Source organism: Proteus sp. G4415 (assembly GCF_963896075.1).
GTDB classification, from domain to species: domain Bacteria; phylum Pseudomonadota; class Gammaproteobacteria; order Enterobacterales; family Enterobacteriaceae; genus Proteus; species Proteus mirabilis.
Genome location: NZ_CAWQOK010000070.1, coordinates 27,234 through 49,912, shown reverse-complemented (window position 1 = coordinate 49,912; position 22,679 = coordinate 27,234). Strand labels below are relative to the sequence as shown.

Below are 22,679 nucleotides of genomic sequence, written 5' to 3'. Positions count from 1 at the left end.
TGGGTTATTCCTCTGAGCCTCGCGGTGAAGGCGGGGAAATAGGCAACTCGGTGTTGTTGTCTCCAAGTATAATGTGATCAAGTATTTGGCGAGTAATATCCCCAACAGATGGGCCAGCACCACCATTTTCTAAAATTATAGAGACGGCAACGGTAGGGTTTTCATAAGGCGCAAAAGCAATCATTAATTTATGATCACGAAGATGTTCTGCTAATTGGCTAGCATTATAGGTTTCATAACTAAATACCTGTGCTGTACCTGATTTTGCAGCAATCTTATAAGGAGCATCAGCAAAGCTACGTCGCCCTGTACCATTGGGTAGATTGGCAACACCATACATACCGTACTTCGCTAACTCCCAATAACCGGAGTTGATATCGCCAATTTGGCGTGTCTCTTTATCCATGTAAGGTAGCATTTCATTACCTAACTTGGTGCCATAAAGTAAGTGAGGGGTTTTAACCTGACCATCGTTAATTAAGGTCATTAACGCTTTTGACATTTGGATTGGGGTCGCCGTCCAGTAACCTTGACCTATACCAACAGGGATGGTATCCCCTTGATACCAAGGTTTTTTATATCGTTGTTGTTTCCATTCTCGGGTTGGCATAATGCCATTACGCTCTTCAGACAGGTCAATCCCCGTGTATTCACCATAGCCAAAGCGGGACATCCATGTGGAAATACGATCAATACCCATATCATAGGCAACTTGATAGAAGAAGGTATCTGCTGACTCAATAATGGATTTAGTAACATTGAGTTTTCCATGACCCCAACGTTTCCAGTCACGATAGCGTTTTTCAGAGCCGGGCAGTTGCCACCAGCCCGGATCATGGATAGTTGTGTTAGGAGTAATAACCCCTTCACTTAGGGCTGCAACAGACATAAAGGGTTTAACCGTTGATGCCGGAGGATATAGCCCTTGGGTTGCCCGGTTTATTAATGGTCTATCGGGATTATTAAGTAGGCCTTGATAGTCTGTATTAGATATTCCCCCAACAAATAGGTTAGGGTCATAACTTGGATTAGAAACCAGTGCTAATATCTCGCCGTTACGAGGATCTGTGACGACCACAGCCGCTCGGCTAGTGGTTAATAGCGTTTCAATATAGGTTTGTAATTCAAGATCGATAGTTAGGTAGATATCTTTACCGGCTTGTGGTGGTTGCTCATGCAATTGGCGGATCACACGGCCACGGCTATTAACTTCGACCTCTTCATAACCGGTTTTACCATGCAAAACAGATTCATAATAGCGTTCAATACCTAATTTACCGATATCTCGGGTTGCTGCGTAATTAGGATAGAGCCCTTCTTTTTCAAGACGTTCTACATCTTTATCATTAATTTTTGCAACATAACCAATAACATGAGTAAGGGCTGAACCATAAGGGTAATAGCGACGTTGATAGCCTTTGATTTCTAATCCGGGATAGCGATATTGATTAATGGCAAAACGTGCCACTTGCACTTGGTCAAGTGACGTTTTAAGCGGAATAGAACTAAAACGACGAGAGCGTTTTCGCTCTTTTTCAAATGCAGCAATATCGTCGTCAGTTAAATCAACGACCTCTCGTAAACTCTCCAATGTTTCTTGGATATTAGCCACTTTCTCCGGTACGATTTCTAATTGATAGATAGTACGATTTAGGGCAAGTGGAACCCCATTACGATCGTAAATAATGCCTCGGCTCGGTGGGATGGGAACTAATTTGATCCGGTTATCATTCGAGCGAGTTTGATAATCATCGTGGCGAGCGACTTGTAAGTGATACAAGTTAAAAACTAAGATGCCCGTTAAAACTAAGATCCCTGAAAATGCGACAATAACACGGCGGATAAAGAGTTTTGACTCCGCTGTATAATCTCGAAACGGGGTGCGTTTTCTTTTCTTCATCCCATTAGTTGATTTCACTTACTTACCCGCCAATTTATTATTCCCGATGATAAGGATGGTTTGTGGTAATACTCCATGCACGGTAAAGGCTTTCTGCTACCACTACACGTACTAGCGGATGTGGCATAGTTAATGGAGATAAAGACCAACTTTGTTCTGCAGCTGCTTTACAAGCGGGGGCTAAACCTTCAGGGCCACCAATTAATAAGCTGACATTTCTTCCATCTAACTTCCAGCGATCGAGTTGCTCGGCAAGTTTTGGGGTATCCCAACGGGCGCCAGGAATATCAAGGGTGACGATACGATTTCCTTTACCTACCGCTGCTAACATCTGTTCGCCTTCTTTTTCGAGAATACGCTTAATATCAGCATTTTTCCCTCGTTTACCCGCGGGGATCTCGATGAGTTCTAAGGGCATATCTTTGGGAAAGCGGTTAAGATAATCCATAAAGCCGGTCTGGATCCAGTCCGGCATTTTTGTACCAACGGCGATGAGCTGTAATTTCAAACTCAGCTCCAGAGTTTTTCGAGTTCGTACATACGGCGACTGTCTTCTTGCATTACGTGTACCATGGCTTCACCAAGGTCAACAACAATCCAATCAGAAACGCCTTGTCCTTCGATGCCTAAAGGTTGTAATCCTGCTTCACGACAGTCATCAACCAGATTATCGGCGACAGACATTAAGTGTCTGTTTGAAGTTCCCGTACAGATGATCATGTAATCAGTGACACTTGATTTTCCACGAACATCTAATGCGATAATGTCTTGAGCTTTAGAATCCTCAAGTTTATCAATAATAAATTGCTGTAATTCTGAGCCTTGCAAAAGGGTCACCTTTTTCTATTTAGTTAACTCAATCGAGAAAATAACAAAGCGCTATTTTAAAGGAATTTATACCAATAAATCTATTTTACTCGATGATTTATTCCAGTTGTCGATAGCAAAAACATCTATCAAGTATGGTTGCTATTCGACGCTTGATTTAGAAAAATTCATATATGCCTATTTATTGCGCCATAATAAATAATAAAAGCCGGCAGATAAGAACTTTCCAATTAGACGACAGTTTTACTCCACAGTTCCCTTAATAGGAACCGAGGGTGAGAATAACAGTAAAACAATGTCTGTCAATGCTCGTGAAATACCTGATAACGGTATCATCACGTCAATGATTGTATCATTATACGGTGTAATGTTGAGATAGTGACTAAGAGAAACAGACGAATGAAAGAAAATTATTATTATTTGGAGCAAACTTCAGAAATAGCGAGTAACAAAAACGCATTGTTACAGGCAGATTGGCAACGATTTTGTCAATTGTTATGCTATGAAGGCATTGAAATTAAACAAAATAATGATGAAAAACGACAAAATAAGGCAGTGATTTGTCGGGTTAAAATGAAAGGGGAATATTCATCAACCTTATTCACGCAGATTTTGGGGGAAGGAGAGTTACAATTAACCCTTGAACAATTTTCTCAACCTAGTGGATTGGAACATTTTCTGACACAGTTTTTTGCCTTAATTGATTATCAACAGCAGGTAAATGCTAAGTTGAGCAAAAAAGCACTGATCCAATTTCATAGTCGATATAAATATTTGTTAATGGCTTATTCTCAAGTCGCTTATCGAGAATTGGGGCGTTATATGGCCAATATCCCTAATTCGCTACCGCTGTTACAATTTGCCGAGCAGTATCAAAAGGCCTTAATGAAAGCACTGTCAATACCAGCAACTCGAGAAGGGCATACCAATGCATTAATGCATATGGCGGGATATTTTAAGCGAGCACTTAGCGCAGAGCAAAAACAGTTGTTAACACAAGAGATTTTATCTTATCGGCAAGGAAAAACGAGTCTTTCGGCTCCTTTGTCACGGTTGAAAAACTACTTGGCGTTTTATCCTGATAATTATCTACTTTCTCAACGCTATTTTTCACCTTATCCAGCGGTATTTGATGACTTAAGAGCGCAATTTTAATCTCTAAGATCTGTTATCGATACAACTGATGCTGTTTGATATAGTTTTCAACAGACTCAGGCAGAAGATCATGACAATCTAATCCTGCTTTATGTCTAGCCCTAATATCGGTCGCTGAAATATTGTATAAAGGAGTATCAGCAAGAAAAATTTTCCCGGCGGGTAAACAGTGAATATCTGCTTGCTGTTTGGTTTGATGTTGTTCAAGCCAGGTTTGCATTTGTGGTGATGTAAATGTGGTTTGGTAACCCGGGCGAGCGCAAACCAATAAGTGACACACATCTAACAACTCTTCCCATTTATGCCAAGTATCAATTGAAAGTAATGAATCTTGTCCAATAATAAAGGCTAATGGCTGTTTCTCACCAATTTCTTGTCTAAACGCTTTTAATGTCTCAATGGTATAAGAGGGAGTCGGTTTCTCTAACTCTCGAGTGTCGACTTTGAAAGCACTAAAAGGTTGTAATGCGAGCCGCACCATGGCTAATCGCTGTTGTGAAGAGGCTTCTGGTTGGGGGCGATGAGGGGGAATATTATTAGGCAACCAAATCACTTCTTTTAGCCCTATCAAGCCAGAAAGGGCTTCTACAGGACGTAAATGCCCATAATGGATCGGATCAAAAGTACCACCATATAGAGCAATGGCTTGATGAATTAAAGGGGGGTTATTATTGGTGCTAGCCATGGCGAATAAATCCTTCCGGTAATGCTTTTCCACATAATAATAAGCCAAGGGCATGAAGTTCAGGCCAAACGTTTTGTCCGTGATCCTGTTTAAGGGTTATTTCAATCTGGGTAAGTAATCGCATGGCAGTGAGTAATTGATGCTCTGACAAACGTTGTAACGCGGCGGTAAATATCGGACGTCGGTTTTGCCATATCCGATGTTGATCGAAAACGGATTTTAAGGAGGCCGTTTTAGCGCTACGATGTAAGGTAATTAATTGCATTAATTCGCGTTGCAATGTTCTAAGCAGAATAACGGGTTCAATATCCTCTCTTTTTAGTTGCTGCAAGATATGCCATGCCCGTTGGGTTTTACCTGCTAATAATGCATCAATCCAATGATAAGCAGTAAAATGAGAGGCATCATTGACAGCCGCTTCAACTCTTGGCAGGGTTAATTTACCATCAGGATAGAGCAAACAGAGGCGTTCAATTGCTTGAGCTAAAGCGAGTAAATTTCCTTCATAGCAGTAACACAGTAATTGATTACCTTGTTCATCAAGCTCAAGGCCTTTTTGCTTGGCGCGTCTCGCTACCCAATTTGGTAATTTATCTAACTCAGGGGTTAAGCAAGTCACATAAATACCTTGCTGGCTGAGTGTTTTAAACCATTCGCTATTTTCCTGTGCCTTGGTTAATTTATGTCCACGTAAAATTAACAAGAGATCTTCATGCAATTCGTGAGATAAGCGTAAGAGCTTTTCTGACATTGCCGCATTAGGACCATTTTCAGGAAGATGGAGTAAGATAGATTGCTTTTGTGAAAAAAGACTCAGTGACTGGCAGAGTGAATATATTTCATTCCAATCAGTGCTGTTATCAAGGGTAAATTGATAATGTTCCGTAAAGCCTTGTGATTTTGCCACCGTTTGAATGGCATCTTGAGATTCTTGGAGTAATAGCGGTTCATTACCCCAAAGTAGGTAACTTTGGCGCAACCCCTCTTGGAGTTGCGCATTAAGTTGTTCTGGATAAAGGCGGATCATTTGGCTGGTGAGATTATCTGTTTCGCTTTAGCTGCCTCTGACGCTTTTTGGCGTTCAGCATTGTGAACCACCAATAATTTACGTACTAAGATAGCGGTAGCCTGTTCACGCATTTCCTGTTTGATAATATCATTTTCGGCATCTTTAGCTAATGCTTCTAATGGGTTATCAAAGAATGGACGTGAAACCTGTGATGAAATAGGGTAGATGGTTCCATCAGGCATAATCACTTGTGCATCTAGGACAAAAGTGAGCTGACGTTCAGCCGATTTACCGTCTTGATACACAGAGACAGTCTCTTTATTTTCTGAAGATCCAACAATTTTGAGAACAGGAATATCTGCTTTTGGCGTTTCAACCAGTTGAACTCCACTTAATCTCAATTGTTGACGCATTACACGAGATAGTGGCCCGTATGGGTCACCAGAGCTTAGGTAAAGCGTTTTTAATTCAGCTGGAACTTGGGTTTTACCTTGTAGGTGAAAACCGCAGCCAGCGGTGACCAACACCGCTAACGCAAAAAACAGCGAAAATAGATATCGCACTAAGCCTCCTTATCAGCCAACAACGATGTTCAGTAATTTGCCCGGTACATAAATCACTTTACGTACGGTGACATTTTCTAAATATTTAGCAACACTGTACTCTTTTGTTGCCATTTCCTGAACATAATCTTTTTCTGAATTAGCAGGAACAGTGATACGACCACGTACTTTACCATTAACTTGAACAATAATAAGTTTCGTGTCATCGACCATCGCTTCTTCATCAGCAACAGGCCATGGTGCAACATCAATATCCTCTTTACCACCTAACGCTTGCCACATGACAAAACAAGCATGTGGAATGATAGGAGAAAGCATACGTACCACTGCTTCTAATGCTTCTTGCATTAAAGCACGATCTTGCTCAGTCTCTTGTGGTGCACGTGTTAATTTATTCATTAACTCCATAATTGCAGCAATAGCCGTATTGAATGCTAAGCGACGACCTACATCATCAGAAACTTTGGCGATAGTTTTGTGTAAATCGCGACGTAAGTCTTTTTGCTCTGTGGTTAATGTTGCCAAATCAAGTGATTGAGTCGTTCCTTTTTCGGTATGCTCATGAACTAAACGCCATAAACGACGTAAGAAACGGTTCGCACCTTCAACACTTGATTCTTGCCACTCAAGTGTTAATTCTGGTGGTGCAGCAAACATCATAAATAGACGTACGGTATCAGCACCATAACGCTCAACCATGGTTTGTGGGTCGATGCCGTTATTTTTTGATTTAGACATTTTGCTCATACCAGCGTAAGTCAGTTCATGGCCTGCACTGTCAGTTGCTTTGATGATGCGATTTTTTTCATCGCGTTCAACAATCGCTTCTGCAGGAGAGACCCAATGGCGAGCGCCATCTTCACCGGTATAATAAAATGCATCTGCTAATACCATGCCTTGGCACAGTAAGCGTTTAGCAGGTTCATCAGAATTAACTAAACCAGCATCACGCATCAATTTATGGAAGAAACGGAAATACATCAGGTGCATGATAGCGTGTTCAATACCACCAATGTACCAGTCAACCGGTAACCAATAGTTAGCAGCTTTTGGATCTAACATTCCCTTGTCGTAATCAGGGCAGGTATAACGTGCGTAATACCAAGAAGATTCCATAAAGGTATCAAAAGTATCTGTTTCACGTAGCGCAGGTTGACCATTAATCGTTGTTTTAGCCCACTCAGGATCGGCTTTAATTGGACTGGTAATGCCGTCCATTTTCACATCTTCTGGTAAAATAACCGGTAATTGGTCATCAGGAACTGGAACAACGCTACCATCTTCTAAGGTTGCCATTGGAATTGGCGCACCCCAATAACGTTGACGAGAAACCCCCCAGTCACGTAAACGGTAATTCACTTTACGTTCACCCACACCCATTGCAGTAAGTTTATCTGCAATAGCATTAAAACCAGCTTGGTTATCAAGTCCTGAGAATTCACCAGAGTTAATTAGGCTATTTTTCTCAGTCAGAGCGCCTGTTGATAAGTCAGGTTGGTTACCTTCTGCATCAGCAATAACCGCTTTAATCGGCAAACCATATTTAGTGGCAAATTCCCAGTCGCGTTCATCGTGACCTGGAACGGCCATAACCGCACCTGTACCGTATTCCATTAAGACAAAGTTAGCTACCCAAATAGCGACTTTCTCTTGGGTTAATGGATGAATAGCATACAGACCTGTAGCAATACCTTTTTTCTCCATGGTTGCCATTTCAGCTTCTGCCATCTTCATGTTACGGCATTCATCAATGAAGTGCTGAATTTCAGGATTATTTTGAGCGGCTTTTTGAGCTAATGGATGACCGGCGGCCACAGCAACATAAGTGACCCCCATAAAGGTATCTGGACGTGTGGTATATACGGTCATAGTATCGTCGCTATCTGCGACATCAAAGGTAATTTCAACACCTTCAGACCGGCCAATCCAGTTACGTTGCATGGTTTTAACTTGTTCTGGCCATTCATCTAACGTATCTAAGTCGTTTAACAGCTCTTCAGCATAATCGGTGATTTTAATAAACCACTGTGGAATTTCTTTGCGCTCGACAGGGGTGTCGCAACGCCAGCAACAACCATCGATGACTTGTTCGTTAGCCAGTACGGTTAAGTCGTGTGGGCACCAGTTTACAGCAGAGGTTTTTTTATACACTAAACCTTTTTCATACAGCTTAGTGAAAAACCACTGTTCCCAACGATAATATTCTGGTGTACAGGTGGTGACTTCACGATCCCAATCATAACCAAAGCCCAGTTTTTTTAACTGGCCTTTCATATAATTGATATTTTCATAAGTCCACGGTGCAGGTGCGGTGTTATTTTTTACGGCAGCACCTTCTGCGGGTAAACCAAACGCATCCCAACCAATAGGTTGTAAGACGTTTTTACCCAACATACGTTGATAACGGGAAATCACGTCACCAATGGTGTAGTTACGGACGTGTCCCATGTGTAGTCGACCAGAAGGATAAGGTAGCATTGACAGGCAGTAATATTTTTCTTTGTTATTATCTTCTGTCACTTTAAATGTATTGTTCTTTTCCCAGTGTTCCTGGATAGTTTGCTCTATATCTTCGGGACGATATTGTTCTTGCATGGCACCGATAATCCTATGGTGAATTAATGGCTACCGAAGGGTAACCGCTATGATGAATTAAGACTTGCATAGCATAGCTGATTTTGTCTAATAGCCACAACTATTGATCTCAAGGAAAGCCATTGTTTGCATAACTTTTTTGCCACAATGGCGAGATAGCGCGAAAACAGCATTTTTTTGTTAATGATAAATGCGAGATTTTCAAGCGTTTAGCCTAATTATTGCAATAAAAATGAATTAATTGCTACTGTGTTGCGTCATCAAAGGTTGATGATTATTTTTAGCGATATTTTGCTGGCATGTAATAATTCATGCCAGCAAAGGGGAAAAGTGAGTGGGATGAAAAAGAAAATTGAAGATTAATGTAAGATTTTAGCTAGGAAATCTTTAGCCCTTTCTGATTTAGGATTATCAAAGAAGTCATTTTTCGGGCTATCTTCGACAATACGACCTTCATCCATAAAAATAATACGGTCAGCAACTTTTTTAGCAAAGCCCATTTCGTGTGTAACCACCATCATGGTCATGCCTTCATTAGCCAGCTCAACCATAACATCAAGAACTTCATTAATCATTTCAGGATCAAGTGCGGATGTGGGTTCATCAAATAGCATCGCAATAGGATCCATACATAAAGCACGAGCAATAGCAACGCGTTGTTGTTGACCACCAGAAAGTTGAGCAGGGTATTTATTAGCGTGGTTGGCTAAGCCTACGCGCTCTAATAATTTTAGCCCTTTCTCTTTTGCTGCACCTTTCTCTCTATTAAGGACTTTCACTTGCGCTAGTGTAAGATTTTCAATAATGGAAAGGTGAGGAAATAATTCAAAGTGTTGAAACACCATACCAACTTTGGCTCGTAACTTAGCTAAATCAGTTCGTTTATCATTGACTTTTATATCATTTACTAGGATTTCACCTTGTTGTATAGGCTCTAAACCATTAACGGTTTTGATAAGCGTCGATTTACCTGATCCTGAAGGTCCACAGACAACAACAACTTCCCCCTTTTTCACTTCAGTGGAACAATCTGTCAGTACTTGAAACTGACCATACCATTTGGATACATCTTTTAGGGAAATCATCTAAGTAGTCCTTTTTTTAAGAAAGTTCACTAACATTGAAGCGGAGAAACTAATTATAAAGTAGACAAAACCAGCAAAAAGGATCATTTCAACCTGTGTGCCATCACGCTCACCAATATTTGCCGCTGTTCGGAAAAAGTCGGTCAGACTTAATACATACACGAGTGAGGTATCTTGAAATAAAACGATACCTTGTGTGAGCAATAAAGGGATCATGGCACGAAATGCTTGAGGTAAAATCACTAAACGCATCGTTTGTGATTTTGTCATTCCTAAAGCTAAGGATGCTGAAAACTGGCCTTTACTGATGCTTTGTATACCTGCTCTGATGATTTCAGAGTAATAAGCAGCTTCAAATAGAGAGAACGCTACCATTGCTGAAATTAAACGGATATCACTTTTTGGTGAAAGGCCTAGAACATTTTGTAATATGTTAGGCACAATTAAATAGAACCACAGTAATACCATCACTAAAGGAATAGAACGAAAGGTATTAACGTAAGCGGCCGCAAACCAACTGATGGGCTTAAAAGTAGATAAGCGCATCACTGCAAGTATTGTTCCCCATAAAATACCGATAACAATTGCTGTTATGGTAATTTTTAAGGTAATGACCATGCCATCCATTAAAAAAGGTAGGCTAGGAACAACAGAACTCCAGTCAAACTCGTACATTATTGACCTCCTGCTGTGCCAGGTAAACGCACCCGTTTTTCTAACCAGTGCATAATCAACATAATAATGACGTTAATAAAGACATAGGCTAGCGTGATAGCGGTAAAGGATTCATAAGCTTTAGCTGAATAATCTAATAATTTATTCGCTTGCGCAGCCATATCAATCAGGCCAATCGTTGAGGCGATTGCAGAGTTTTTGACTAAGTTCAGCATTTCAGAGGTCATTGGCGGAATAATGACGCGATAAGCATTAGGTAATAAAACATAGCGGTAGGTTTGTGGCAGTGTTAAGCCTAGTGCTAAGCCTGCTGCTTTTTGTCCTCTTGGTAATGAATTGATTGCCGCCCGCACCTGTTCACACATGCGCGCTGCGGTAAACAAACCTAAACAGAGTGCTGAAGAGACAAAGAATTGGATATTCGGCGTTAAGTCCATTTTGAACCAATCACCAATAGCTTGTGGTAAGAGTTCAGGGATCACTAAATACCATGTGAAGAATTGTACAATCAGGGGGACGTTACGAAATAGTTCAACATAGATAGCCCCTAAACTAGAGAGCAAGCGATTAGGTACGGTTCGTAAAATACCAAAAAAAGAGCCGACAATAAAAGCGATGATCCAAGCACAAAGAGATAAAGCGACAGTAACTTGAAAGCCTGAAATAAGCCAACCTAAGTAAGTGGTATTTCCAAAAGGGGCTTCTTGGAAGAATATCCCCCAATCCCAATCAATCGACATGATTTCACCTCCGGTGAAAAAAATGGGGCAGGGAACGGCTGCCCCAAACTTCACTGATCTGTCTGTCCAACAGATACTTTATAATTATTAATTTTGCATCAATTACTTATATGCATTGTTAGTTCAATGCTTTATCATTTGGTGATGCAAAGAGTGCTTTCATTTCATCCGAGATAGTGAATTCTAAATTGAGGTTTTTCGGTGGAATTGGGGCATTAAACCAACGATTGAACGATTTTTCTGCTGCGCCAGATTTTTGCGCATTAGCAATGGTTTCATCAATTAACGACTTAAATTGTGTATCACCTTTGCGTAACATACAGCCATAAGCTTCTTCCGATTGAGGTGTTCCCACAATCTCCCATAACGCAGGTTTTTTCGCTTTAGCACGTTCACCCGCTAATAAGGCGTCATCCATCATAAAAGCAACGGCACGCCCTGATTCAAGTGTACGGAATGAGTCGCCATGATCTTTTGCGCTAATAATGCGCATATTCATTTTTTTCTCATCATTGAGCTTGTTGAGTAATATTTCAGATGTGGTGCCTGACGTAACAACCACATTTTTGCCCGCAAGATCAGCAAAATCTTTAATTCCACTGTCTTTTTTCGCAAGTAAACGTGTACCAACAATAAAAATAGTATTTGAGAAATCAGCTTGTTGTTGGCGAGCGAGATTATTGGTCGTTGAGCCACACTCAAAGTCAAATGTACCATTTTGTAATAGTGGAATTCGATTCTGAGAAGTGATAGGGATAAGACGAACTTGTAGGTTAGGTTTGCCTAATTTTTCTTTTACTGCCTCAACAATCAGGTTGGAATAGTCTTGAGAGTATCCGACCACTTTTTGTTGATTATCGTAGTATGAAAAAGGGACAGAGGATTCACGATGACCAACAATAATAATATCGTTATCGTTGATTTTTTTTAAGGTACCAGTGAGTTCTTCTGCTTGCACAGCTCCTGCAGCCCCTAAAATCATTAATGATAATGCTAGTTTACGCATGCGCATAATAACTCCTGTCGTGGTGATATTGATGTGTTGCTTTGTGTTACTTTTTTGTTTTAATTTGTTTTGATAATGTTAATAAATAGAACAAATAACATACGGTTGGGAAGTGCCATATTCCAAATACGAGAGCTATCTCTCAATAAAAGGATGAAATAAAAAATTGTTCAATGTTTTTTGGAAGTGATTTTCAATATTTAAAATTATTATAGTAATAACCATGAGAAGTTAAAGGTTAAAAAGAACAAAGAAGAAAAAGGCGTTAATCTAAAAAAGAAAAGAATTTGTAAAGTTTATCTTAAGGAGTTGTTTGTCTGTAGATTACCGTTAAGATAGCAGGTCAACAAATGAGGAAATCTATGCATAATTGGCGGTCAGGTCGCTGGCTAGTGTTGATAACAGTATTGCTGATCTTGTGTTGTATTGTTCAGCGCTCTATGGGGGCTCATGTGATTAGTGAGCGCTTAGCATCTGCTGTTTCGCAAACACAGTCCTCATTCTTGACGCCAATTGCAGAGCAACAAAATGCAAGTGAAGGGAAATATTCACTTTCAACCTGCGAATTAAGTGCTAAATCACTCTTATCGATTCCTCCTTTAGCGATTGAACCGCTTTTTTATACTTGGGCGGTATTACTTTTATTTGGTATGGCTGCCATTTATGTTTCTCGTCAACGTAGCCAGAAAAAACAACATCACCCACCGCCACGAATAAGGCTTCACCTTCATTACTGTATTCTAAGGGATTAGTAGCGCTTTAACTCAATAATACGTCTTATATTGAGGCGTTGTTTTATGTGTAGCGTTAGTGGATTTTTTAGGGAGTTGCTATGGTTCGTTCTTTTTTAATAGCATTGATGTTGATGCTATTTTCATTATCTTCATTAGCCGCCGATACAGGTTGGCTAACTATGCCAGACAATGATCATGCTCAGGTTAGGGCTACGGCTGACAAGTCATCGACAGGCGATGTTAAAATATTGCTTGAGGTGCAATTAGCGCCGGGCTGGAAAACATATTGGCGCTCTCCCGGAGAAGGTGGCGTAGCACCTGAAATTAATTGGACGCAATCTGTGTCTGATATGATATGGCATTGGCCATCACCTTCCGCTTTTGATGTCGCAGGTATTCATACCCAAGGTTACGATAAAGAAGTCGTCTTCCCCATTGAACTAAAATCTGTCGATAGCGATAACTTAAATGGGGTATTAACACTTTCAACCTGTAGTAATGTCTGTATTTTAACTGATTACTCATTAAATCTGGATTTAAACGAGCCTGCTCCCGCTGACTTTGAATGGCAATATAATCAAGCCATGGCCAAAGTACCAGTGACAAGTGGATTAATTTCTGCTGTTTCATCTGATTATCGAAATAGTCAATTAACCCTCTCATTACAACGAGAACAAGGTGATTGGCATCAACCTAATATTTATCTCGATCCACCACAAGGAATGCTATATGGCATTCCACAGTTAACAGCAAAAGGTGATCATTTATCTGTTACTGTCGATGTAACCGATGATTGGGGAGACGCTGCGGGTGACATTGTAGGAAAACCACTCTCCTTTGTTGTGACTGACGATGGCTATTCACGTCAAGTCAATGACACTATAGGCCAAGGCGATAGCGTATCTCTGCCTACTGCTGACTCGGGGGTAGGATTATGGAGTATTTTATCCTTTGCGCTGTTAGGGGGCCTAATTCTTAATTTAATGCCTTGTGTGTTACCTGTTTTGGCGATGAAATTGGGCTCAATTCTTCATATCGAAAAACGTGATACAGGGGCTATTCGTAAACAGTTTTCTGTTTCTGTTGTGGGAATTTTAGTGTCATTCTGGGCCTTAGCGCTGTTTATGACCGTATTACGCTACAGCCAAGAAGCAATAGGTTGGGGCATACAGTTTCAAAGCCCTTGGTTTATCGGCTTTATGGTGCTGATCACGGCTATTTTTACCGCTAATTTATTTGGCCTATTTGAATTACGTTTATCAAGTAATATGAATACCAAAATAGCGACAGCAGGAGGCCAAGGTTATAGTCGACATTTCTGGGAAGGGGCTTTTGCTACATTGCTTGCCACACCGTGTTCTGCCCCATTCTTGGGGACTGCGGTTGCTTATGCATTGATAGCACCATTAAGTGAGTTATGGTTAATTTTCACCGCATTAGGTCTTGGAATGAGTTTACCATGGATCATGGTTGCTATGTTTCCATCAATTGCCAAAGTGTTGCCAAAACCCGGTAAATGGATGAATCGCCTAAGAGTTGTTTTAGGCTTTATGATGTTGCTATCTTGTATTTGGCTGATCACTTTATTGATCCCCCATTTTGGTATTGGCATTGTTGCGGCTATTTTTGTGGCTATCGCCCTGATCTTGCTTTTTGCTATTGCTAAACATTACGGCAAAAAAACGCTATTTGCTTCAATGGTGATCACCCTTATTTTAGGTGGTACAAGCTATCTATTTATTGCTCAGCCTGATACTCAGACCTTGGCGGGGCAAGATCATGTGAATTGGCAACCACTCTCAGAAGAGGCTATTCATCAAGCGTTAGCTGAAAATAAACGGGTGTTTATTGATGTTACCGCAGATTGGTGTGTTACCTGCAAAGCAAATAAATACAATGTATTATTACGCGATGATGTGCAAAAGGCACTTTCAGAGCCTGATGTTGTCGCATTAAGAGGGGATTGGACGAAACCGTCAGAACAGATCACCCAATTTTTAAAACAGCGCGGTCAAGTCGCCGTGCCGTTTAACCAGATTTATGGACCATGTAACAAGGAGGGGGAGATCCTACCGCCTCTTTTAAATAAAGATCTAATGTTAACTATTCTTTCAGAGGCTAAAGGAGCCCAATAATGAAAAAAACACTTTCTGCACTGGTTATCTCTTCGTTACTTTTTGGTGCAAATGTTCAAGCCGCTGCCTTGAATGCAGCTCAAGAAAAAGAAGTACGTGCATTAGTTCGTGATACTTTAGTGAGTAATCCTGAGATTTTGGAAGAAGCTATCATGGCATTGCAAACTAAGAAGGCAGATGAGCAACAAGCACAGTTCCGTCAAGCATTGGCCTCTGAACATGATGCATTATACAACGATGCGGCAAGTCCACGTATTGGCGCTAAAGATGCTAAGTTAGTGTTAGTGTCGTTCACTGATTATAACTGCCCGTATTGCAAACGCTTTGACCCATTATTAGAAAAGATCACTGAACAATATCCTGATGTGGCGGTTATCATTAAACCATTACCATTTAAAGGCGAAAGCTCTGCTAAAGCCTCTCAGGCGGTGCTTTCTGTCTGGAAAGAAGATCCAAAAGCATTCTTAGCACTTCATCAACGTTTGATGCAGAAGAAAACGATGCTAGATAATGCAAGTATTGAAGATGCAATGAAGAGCACTAATACTAGCAAAATTAAGTTAACTGATGACAGCTTAAAAACGTTGCAAAATAACTTAGAGCTTTCTCGTAAACTGGGTATTCAAGGTACGCCAGCGACGGTAATTGGTGATACTATTTTACCGGGTGCTGTTGATTATGATCAGTTAGAAATTATTGTGAAAGAACAACTGGCGAAAGTGAAAAAATAATGGCAAATCGTTTACGAAAATGGGGTAAAGAATTAATTATTCTCGCCCTTATTTTTGTGGCTATTTCATTTGCTATGGACTGGTGGCGTCAACCAACGCCACCAGAACTTACTGATTTATCTACGCTTTATACAGTTGATGATAAACCAGTCTCATTGATTGCCCTTAGCCAAGAGAAACCATTACTGATCTATTTTTGGGCGAGTTGGTGTGGCATTTGTAAGTTAACTACACCGACGGTAAATGATTTAGCACAACAGGGTTATAATGTTACGTCTGTAGTTATCCGCTCTGGTGATGATGCCAAAATAATACGTGGCATTAACTCCAAGCAACTAGTTTTTCCGGTTATTAATGATGATAGAGGGGCTATTTCTCAACGTTGGGGGATAAGTGCTACACCTTCTTTTGTTATTCTCTATAAAGGTGAAATGGTGCACTTTACAAGTGGCTGGACATCCTCTTGGGGATTAAAACTTAGGTTATGGTGGGCTTCAATTTAACTTGTTTATCAGAATTTAAATGAAGAAAAAATAATACCAGGTAAGCTGACAATAAAATCTATTATCTCATAGACAAGTTTTTTACGTCTGCGTTTTATTTTTGCTTCTTGGCTACCTTGAACAATTAATTCCTTTTCATTGTAAGTGCGTTTTGAGGTATTAATATGTATTGGTACAATATTAATAGGAATAACGATTTGATTATTCTTATTGGCTGGTGTTAATTGAGCTAATGTCCAACCATATTGATGTTGTTTATCTCCAAACGCATTTTTCTGGATAATACGACCGTAATAATCTTTACGAAAACCTTTTTCTTCATTATCGCTGGAAATCTGATGGGCATGTTGCCAATAAGGTAAAACATCTGTTGGTGATTGAATGAGTCGCGATAGTGCTGGTGGGTCAAGTGGGATCATATTGAGACGTTTAGAGCTTGCTTCTTGTTTTTGCTCATAGGCTCTCGCTGTTTGCCAATGTAAAGGCACAATTGTTTCATCTTCAATAAGTTGATGAATCGAACTAGGTTGTTTTGATAATACCCAGCCAAATTCATTTTGTTGATTAAACAGTTGGCGCTTGATCCATTTAGTTTCTTTATCTTTACGAAATCCTTTTGTTTCATTATCGGCAGATATTTTTTTCGCTCTTTGCCAAATAATATCAAGAATATATTCAGGGTAATGGATCATTGAAAAGTCCTTTTATTAGAAAAGCCCTTACTTAATTAACTGTTTTAAGATTAATTGAGTAGGGCTTTATTTAACATTAAGAACGACGCTTAATAAAAGCAAGAATTAAAAATACCCCTGCTAAAATCCACACTGGATAACTCCCCATTTTATAATAAGGTGTTGATCCTGTCGTGGGCGTCATTTTTTCAGCTAATGCACCGGCTTCAAATTGTGGAAGCTGGGCAATAACATCACCATTAGCAGCAATAAAGGCGGTAATGCCGTTATTAGTTGAACGTAATAATGGGCGTCCTAACTCTAATGAACGCATTCTAGCCATTTGAAAATGTTGCCATGGACCAATTGAATTACCAAACCAAGCATCATTTGAAATAGTTAATAAGAAACGTGTATCCGGCTTAAAGTTAGCGCGAACTTGTTCTCCAAGAATAATTTCATAACAGATGGCGGCGGTTATTTTAGCATCATTTACCGTCAGTTGAGGTTGTATGTATTCACCTTGGCTTAATGATGACATAGGTAAATTAAAAAATGGCGCTAATGGGCGCAATAAGGACTCTAAAGGGACATACTCACCGAAAGGCACAAGATGATGTTTGTTATAGCGATCTGTTGCCGGATATTGGTAAGCATAGTGCTCACCTAATGTAATAACACTATTATAAAAACGATAGCCTTCTAAGGTAGGACGCGCATCAATAATTCCTGTCATTAGATGCGTGTCTTGTGCTCTTAATTGTTTATCCAATTTAGCTAAAAAGCCTTGTTGCTGAATTTCAACATCAGGGATAGCTGACTCAGGCCAAATAATTAAGTTTGCTTTACCCATAAAAGGGCGACTTAAAGTGAGATAGGTGTTTAACGTACTTTCTAAAGTACCGGGTTGCCATTTTAATGATTGCGCGATATTGCCTTGAACTAAGGCAATTTCTTGTGTTTCATCAGTTAAAGGTTGATACCATTGATAAGATTTAAAGCTGATAGGTAAGAGTAATAATATTGCTCCGATCACTGCACTATATAGTGATTTACGATAGATAGAGACAGCAATAAGTCCACTAATTATGGTCAGCAAAAAGGTTATCATGGTGACACCAAAAATAGGTGCAATACCTTTTAATGGGCCATCAATTTGGCTATAACCAAATTGTAACCACGGAAACCCTGATAACACCCAGCCTCTTAAAAATTCAGTGAGTTGCCATACAGCAGGAGCCGCAAAGACAAAACGCCAAACGGTAGGTTTAGGGAAGAACTTGTTTAATAATCCGGCAAATAGGGCGGTATAAAGCGATAAGTAAAGGGCTAACAATATGACTAAGAAAATATTGATAGCAAATGGCATTCCCCCAAAATCAGCAATGCTGACATATACCCAGTTTACACCACTACCAAATAATCCAAATCCCCAGGCAAAACCAAGCCATGCCCCTTGTCGTGTGGTTCGTTGCGTTATTATCAGTAGCAAACCTGATAAAGAAATTAACGCTGCAGGCCAGAAATCAAAGGGAGAAAACGCGAGTGTGCCACTGGCACCGAAAAAAACCGCCAGTAGGGTGCGAACCCACTGGCGGTTTAATAAAGAGAAATTATTCATTAATATCCTACACATCATTACCTAGTTCAGGTACAGGCGCATCGTCAGGAATGTGCACATAAACCTGAATAATTTTACGGCTATCAGCCATAACAACTTTAAATTGGTAATTATCAATGGTAATAGTTTCACCTCTAGCAGGAAGATGACCGAAGGCTTGCATAACTAAACCACCAATCGTATCGACTTCTTCATCACTAAAGTGAGTACCAAATGCCTCATTAAAATCTTCTATTTGGGTTAATGCTCTCACTGAGTAGGTATGGCGACTTAATGGACGAATATCAATATCATCCTCATCATCATACTCATCTTCAATTTCGCCGACGATAAGTTCAAGAATATCTTCAATCGTGACCAAACCAGAAACACCACCAAATTCATCAATGACAATAGCCATATGATAGCGTTGCGAACGGAACTCTTTTAGTAAGCGGTCAACGCGTTTACTTTCTGGTACAACGACAGCAGAACGTAAAACTTTGTCTATACTAAATGGCTCAGCACCAGTACGCATGAATGGCAATAAATCTTTTGCCATTAATAAGCCTTCAATATGATCTTTGTCTTCACTGATGACAGGAAAGCGAGAGTGTGCTGAATCAATAATCACATCAAGGCACTCATCAAGGGTTTGATTGCGTTTTAATGTGACGATTTGCGAGCGGGGGATCATAATATCCCGTACACGCTGTTCAGCGATATCCATTACCCCCTCTAACATATCACGGGTATCAGGATCGATTAATTCTTTCTGTTCAGAATCGCGGATAAGCTCCATCAGATCATCACGATTTTTAGGTTCACCGTGGAATAACTGATTAAGCAATGTGAGAAACCCCTTTTTAGGACCAGGGTTATCGTTACTCGAAGATTGGTCGTCGCTCATGGCGTTTTAACTATTTTTCCTCATTGAATGGTTATTAGATATAGTATTTATCATAAAATAAAGAGAACTGTTACTCTTTTTCAATCAAATAGGGATCTTCATAACCTAATTTTTGTAAGATTTCTGTCTCTAAACCTTCCATTTCTTCAGCTTCATCATCTTCAATATGATCATAGCCTAAAAGGTGCAGACAACCATGGATAACCATGTGTGCCCAGTGCTCTTCAACAGTTTTATTTTGCTCATCGGCTTCTTTTTCAACGACCTGACGACAGATAATTAAATCACCCAGTAAAGGTAATTCCACTTCAGGCGGTGCTTCAAAAGGAAAAGAAAGTACATTAGTTGGCCTATCTTTTCCACGATAAGTTAGGTTTAACTCATGGCTTTCCGCTTCATCAACGATACGGATAGTCACTTCACTAATAGGCTGAAATTGCGGTAGTACGGCTTCCAGCCAAGTGATAAATTGGGCTTCACTCGGAAGCCCTTGTGTATTTTCAGTGGCAACTTGTAAATCAAGAATCACTTCACTCATGATTTTCTCTCTGCAGTCTCTCTTTTTCTGCTTTAATTGCTTGGCGGCGTTTTTGATCTTCAACTTCCCAAGCTTCATATGCGACAACAATCTTAGCAACCACAGGATGGCGAACCACGTCTTCACTATGGAAGAAGTTAAAGCTTAAATCATCGACATTAGATAGCACTTCTATGGCATGACGCAATCCGGATTTATGGCCTCGAGGAAGGTCGATTTGCGTGATATCACCTGTGATGACCGCTTTAGAGTTAAAACCGATACGCGTTAAAAACATCTTCATCTGTTCGATTGTGGTGTTTTGACTTTCATCGAGAATAATAAATGCGTCATTGAGTGTACGACCTCGCATATAAGCTAAAGGGGCCACTTCAATCACATTACGCTCTATCAGTTTCTCAACTTTTTCAAAACCTAACATCTCGAATAACGCATCATAAAGTGGTCGTAAATACGGATCGACTTTTTGGCTTAAATCGCCGGGTAAAAAACCGAGCTTTTCACCCGCCTCTACCGCAGGGCGAGTCAGTAAAATACGGCGTACTTCTTGACGCTCAAGGGCATCGACAGCGGCAGCAACAGCCAGATAGGTTTTCCCTGTACCTGCAGGCCCGATACCAAAAGTAATATCGTGAGTTTGGATATTGGCAATATATTGCGCTTGGTTAGGCGTACGTGGTTTTATCACGCCGCGTTTAGTGCGAATATTGGTCGATTTCCCAAATTCAGGCACATGCTCATCACTTTGCTCAAGCACTCGGCTCTCTTTGATGGCAAGGTGAATTTGCTCAGGGTCGATGTCGGGTATCACACCTTTAATAGGTGAGGTTTCCACATACAGATGTCGCAAAATTCCTGCAGCTGCATTCACATTCAGTGATTTACCCGTTAGTTTAAAACGGTTATCACGGTGATTGATCTCGATACCTAAACGGCGTTCAAGTTGCTTAATATTGTCGTCAAATGGGCCACATAAACTCATTAAACGGTCATTATCTGCGGGCTCTAAGAAAATCTCTTGGGTCGCTACCTGTGTATGGGCTATTACTGTCACTGAGTATCCTTTTGTTAAGTCTGATCAATTAAGGTTGGTAAACACCTACACCTAATTCATCTTCTTTACGAGTACGGGCAATAACGGATTCTGGTGATTCATGGATACGTAAATCCATTTGATCTTCCGTTCTGACCACTTTACCACGCAATGAGTTAGCGTAAACGTCAACAATTTCGACATCAACGAATTTACCAATCATATCCGGTGTACCTTCGAAGTTAACCACGCGGTTATTTTCGGTACGACCTGAAAGTTCCATCACATTTTTACGTGAAGGGCCTTCCACAAGAATACGTTGTACGCTGTTAAGCATGGCACGGCTGTAGTTCATTGCTTGCTGATTAATGCGCTGTTGTAACAGATATAAACGCTGTTTCTTCTCTTCTTCGCTCACATCATCAGGTAAATCAGCCGCAGGGGTTCCTGGACGGGCTGAATAGATAAAGCTAAAGCTCATATCAAAGTTTACATCCGCAATTAATTTCATGGTTTTTTCGAAATCATCTTGCGTTTCACCTGGGAAACCAATGATAAAGTCTGAGCTTATCAGAATATCAGGGCGTGCTTTGCGTAATTTACGAATAATGCTCTTATATTCAAGAGCTGTATGATTACGCTTCATTAAGGTTAAAATACGATCTGATCCGCTTTGTACTGGTAAGTGTAAGAAGCTAACCAATTCAGGGGTATCTTCATAAACCGCAATAATATCGTCAGTAAACTCAATAGGGTGGCTGGTAGTAAAACGAATACGATCAATACCATCAATCGCTGCCACTAGGCGCAGTAATTCTGCAAAGCTACAGATTTGCCCGTCAAAGGTTTCACCACGATAAGCATTGACGTTTTGACCTAATAGATTAACTTCACGTACCCCTTGAGCGGCCAGTTGTGCGATTTCAAATAGGATATCATCACAAGGGCGACTGACTTCTTCACCACGCGTATAAGGCACTACACAAAATGAACAGTATTTATTACAGCCTTCCATGATAGAAACAAATGCAGAAGGGCCTTCAGCACGAGGTTCAGGTAGACGGTCAAATTTTTCAATTTCAGGGAAACTGATATCGACCACTGGGCTTTTGGTGCCTTTTACCTGATTAATCATTTCTGGTAAGCGGTGTAAGGTTTGTGGTCCGAAGATAATATCGACACACTGCGCACGTTGACGAATGTATTCACCTTCTTGAGAGGCAACACAACCACCAACGCCGATGATAATATCAGGTTTATTATCTTTAAAATTTTTCCAACGTCCTAACTGATGAAAGACTTTTTCTTGTGCTTTCTCACGGATAGAACAGGTATTTAGCAGTAGAATGTCCGCATCTTCGGCGACATCGGTTAACTGATAACCGTGGGTGCTTTCGAGTAGGTCTGCCATTTTAGATGAATCGTACTCATTCATCTGGCAGCCCCAAGTTTTAATGTACAGTTTTTTTATCGTCGACATTGTATAAATCCGGTATTTACAGTGAGATAATAGCTAATCACTGAAAAACGTTGCGTGTAATAAGCCAATAAGGCGGTTATTGTAGTCATTTGTGTGGTCAGTG

The 22,679-nt window shown here is 40.3% G+C and carries 22 protein-coding genes; 5 read left to right on the top strand and 17 right to left on the bottom strand.

What is annotated here, in order from left to right; translation table 11 throughout:
- Positions 1-4: 4 nt before the first annotated feature.
- The 3 genes from mrdA to rsfS are packed head-to-tail and all read right to left on the bottom strand — an operon-like array spanning position 5 to position 2,737.
- On the bottom strand, positions 5-1,900 hold the full coding sequence (gene mrdA / locus AACU95_RS08720) for a peptidoglycan DD-transpeptidase MrdA (protein WP_049217381.1): 1,896 nt from the start codon (positions 1,898-1,900) through the stop codon (positions 5-7).
- Between the two features lie 37 nt (positions 1,901-1,937).
- A complete protein-coding gene (gene rlmH, locus AACU95_RS08715) occupies positions 1,938-2,408 on the bottom strand; it encodes a 23S rRNA (pseudouridine(1915)-N(3))-methyltransferase RlmH (RefSeq protein ID WP_004246050.1) in 471 nt (156 codons plus the stop codon).
- A gap of 2 nt (positions 2,409-2,410) precedes the next feature.
- Positions 2,411-2,737, bottom strand: coding sequence for a ribosome silencing factor (rsfS, locus tag AACU95_RS08710; RefSeq protein WP_004246049.1), 327 nt, complete (start codon positions 2,735-2,737; stop codon positions 2,411-2,413).
- Between the two features lie 390 nt (positions 2,738-3,127).
- Here rsfS and AACU95_RS08705 point away from each other — a divergent pair, with 390 nt between their 5' ends.
- Positions 3,128-3,883 carry a YbgA family protein gene (locus AACU95_RS08705; protein WP_004246048.1) on the top strand — a complete coding sequence of 252 codons (756 nt, stop codon included), beginning with the start codon at positions 3,128-3,130 and terminating at the stop codon, positions 3,881-3,883.
- A gap of 13 nt (positions 3,884-3,896) precedes the next feature.
- Here the strand turns inward: AACU95_RS08705 and nadD are convergent, their stop codons facing one another.
- The 8 genes from nadD to AACU95_RS08665 all read right to left on the bottom strand — a co-directional run bounded on the left by nadD (position 3,897) and on the right by AACU95_RS08665 (position 12,247).
- Positions 3,897-4,568, bottom strand: a complete 672-nt coding sequence (gene nadD / locus AACU95_RS08700; protein ID WP_004252240.1) for a nicotinate-nucleotide adenylyltransferase — start codon at positions 4,566-4,568, stop codon at positions 3,897-3,899.
- Entirely contained in the window at positions 4,561-5,595 is a 1,035-nt protein-coding gene (gene holA / locus AACU95_RS08695) for a DNA polymerase III subunit delta (protein ID WP_017628838.1), read from the bottom strand. Before holA ends, nadD begins: the two co-directional genes overlap by 8 nt.
- Complete coding sequence (lptE, locus tag AACU95_RS08690) at positions 5,592-6,140, bottom strand: LPS assembly lipoprotein LptE (protein ID WP_004246045.1); 549 nt, start codon at positions 6,138-6,140, stop codon at positions 5,592-5,594. Before lptE ends, holA begins: the two co-directional genes overlap by 4 nt.
- Before the next feature lie 12 nt (positions 6,141-6,152).
- Complete coding sequence (leuS, locus tag AACU95_RS08685; protein WP_004247439.1) at positions 6,153-8,735, bottom strand: leucine--tRNA ligase; 2,583 nt, start codon at positions 8,733-8,735, stop codon at positions 6,153-6,155.
- A gap of 359 nt (positions 8,736-9,094) precedes the next feature.
- Positions 9,095-9,820, bottom strand: a complete 726-nt coding sequence (locus AACU95_RS08680; protein WP_004246043.1) for an amino acid ABC transporter ATP-binding protein — start codon at positions 9,818-9,820, stop codon at positions 9,095-9,097.
- The gene (gltK, locus tag AACU95_RS08675) at positions 9,821-10,495 is read right to left on the bottom strand and encodes a glutamate/aspartate ABC transporter permease GltK (protein ID WP_004246042.1); all 675 of its coding nucleotides are present in this window, start codon (positions 10,493-10,495) and stop codon (positions 9,821-9,823) included.
- Positions 10,495-11,235 carry an amino acid ABC transporter permease gene (locus AACU95_RS08670; protein ID WP_004247440.1) on the bottom strand — a complete coding sequence of 247 codons (741 nt, stop codon included), beginning with the start codon at positions 11,233-11,235 and terminating at the stop codon, positions 10,495-10,497. The genes gltK and AACU95_RS08670 overlap by 1 nt, the downstream gene beginning before the upstream one ends.
- Positions 11,236-11,353: 118 nt before the next feature.
- Positions 11,354-12,247, bottom strand: a complete 894-nt coding sequence (locus AACU95_RS08665) for an amino acid ABC transporter substrate-binding protein (RefSeq protein ID WP_161737236.1) — start codon at positions 12,245-12,247, stop codon at positions 11,354-11,356.
- Between the two features lie 356 nt (positions 12,248-12,603).
- Here AACU95_RS08665 and AACU95_RS08660 point away from each other — a divergent pair, with 356 nt between their 5' ends.
- The 4 genes from AACU95_RS08660 (at position 12,604) to AACU95_RS08645 (ending at position 16,344) form a co-directional block, all read left to right on the top strand.
- Complete coding sequence (locus AACU95_RS08660) at positions 12,604-12,993, top strand: metal resistance protein (RefSeq protein ID WP_181407163.1); 390 nt, start codon at positions 12,604-12,606, stop codon at positions 12,991-12,993.
- Positions 12,994-13,073: 80 nt separating this feature from the next.
- Entirely contained in the window at positions 13,074-15,110 is a 2,037-nt protein-coding gene (locus tag AACU95_RS08655; protein ID WP_110229828.1) for a protein-disulfide reductase DsbD family protein, read from the top strand.
- Complete coding sequence (locus AACU95_RS08650) at positions 15,110-15,841, top strand: DsbA family protein (protein ID WP_004246037.1); 732 nt, start codon at positions 15,110-15,112, stop codon at positions 15,839-15,841. Before AACU95_RS08655 ends, AACU95_RS08650 begins: the two co-directional genes overlap by 1 nt.
- Entirely contained in the window at positions 15,841-16,344 is a 504-nt protein-coding gene (locus AACU95_RS08645; protein ID WP_004252236.1) for a protein disulfide oxidoreductase, read from the top strand. Before AACU95_RS08650 ends, AACU95_RS08645 begins: the two co-directional genes overlap by 1 nt.
- 8 nt (positions 16,345-16,352) lie before the next feature.
- On the opposite strand, the gene AACU95_RS08640 is transcribed toward AACU95_RS08645, so the two are convergent.
- The 6 genes from AACU95_RS08640 to miaB all read right to left on the bottom strand — a co-directional run bounded on the left by AACU95_RS08640 (position 16,353) and on the right by miaB (position 22,576).
- The gene (locus tag AACU95_RS08640) at positions 16,353-17,036 is read right to left on the bottom strand and encodes a hypothetical protein (protein ID WP_129623567.1); all 684 of its coding nucleotides are present in this window, start codon (positions 17,034-17,036) and stop codon (positions 16,353-16,355) included.
- Positions 17,037-17,112: 76 nt separating this feature from the next.
- A complete protein-coding gene (gene lnt / locus AACU95_RS08635; protein ID WP_161737235.1) occupies positions 17,113-18,636 on the bottom strand; it encodes an apolipoprotein N-acyltransferase in 1,524 nt (507 codons plus the stop codon).
- 7 nt (positions 18,637-18,643) lie between these two features.
- Positions 18,644-19,525, bottom strand: coding sequence for a CNNM family magnesium/cobalt transport protein CorC (gene corC, locus AACU95_RS08630; protein WP_004246033.1), 882 nt, complete (start codon positions 19,523-19,525; stop codon positions 18,644-18,646).
- A 70-nt stretch (positions 19,526-19,595) separates the two neighbouring features.
- Positions 19,596-20,063, bottom strand: coding sequence for an rRNA maturation RNase YbeY (gene ybeY, locus AACU95_RS08625; protein ID WP_004246032.1), 468 nt, complete (start codon positions 20,061-20,063; stop codon positions 19,596-19,598).
- A complete protein-coding gene (locus AACU95_RS08620) occupies positions 20,056-21,117 on the bottom strand; it encodes a PhoH family protein (RefSeq protein ID WP_004246031.1) in 1,062 nt (353 codons plus the stop codon). Before AACU95_RS08620 ends, ybeY begins: the two co-directional genes overlap by 8 nt.
- Positions 21,118-21,145: 28 nt before the next feature.
- Positions 21,146-22,576: a tRNA (N6-isopentenyl adenosine(37)-C2)-methylthiotransferase MiaB gene (gene miaB / locus AACU95_RS08615; protein WP_004246028.1), complete on the bottom strand. Its 1,431-nt coding sequence runs from the start codon at positions 22,574-22,576 to the stop codon at positions 21,146-21,148.
- Between the last annotated feature and the right edge of the window lie 103 nt (positions 22,577-22,679).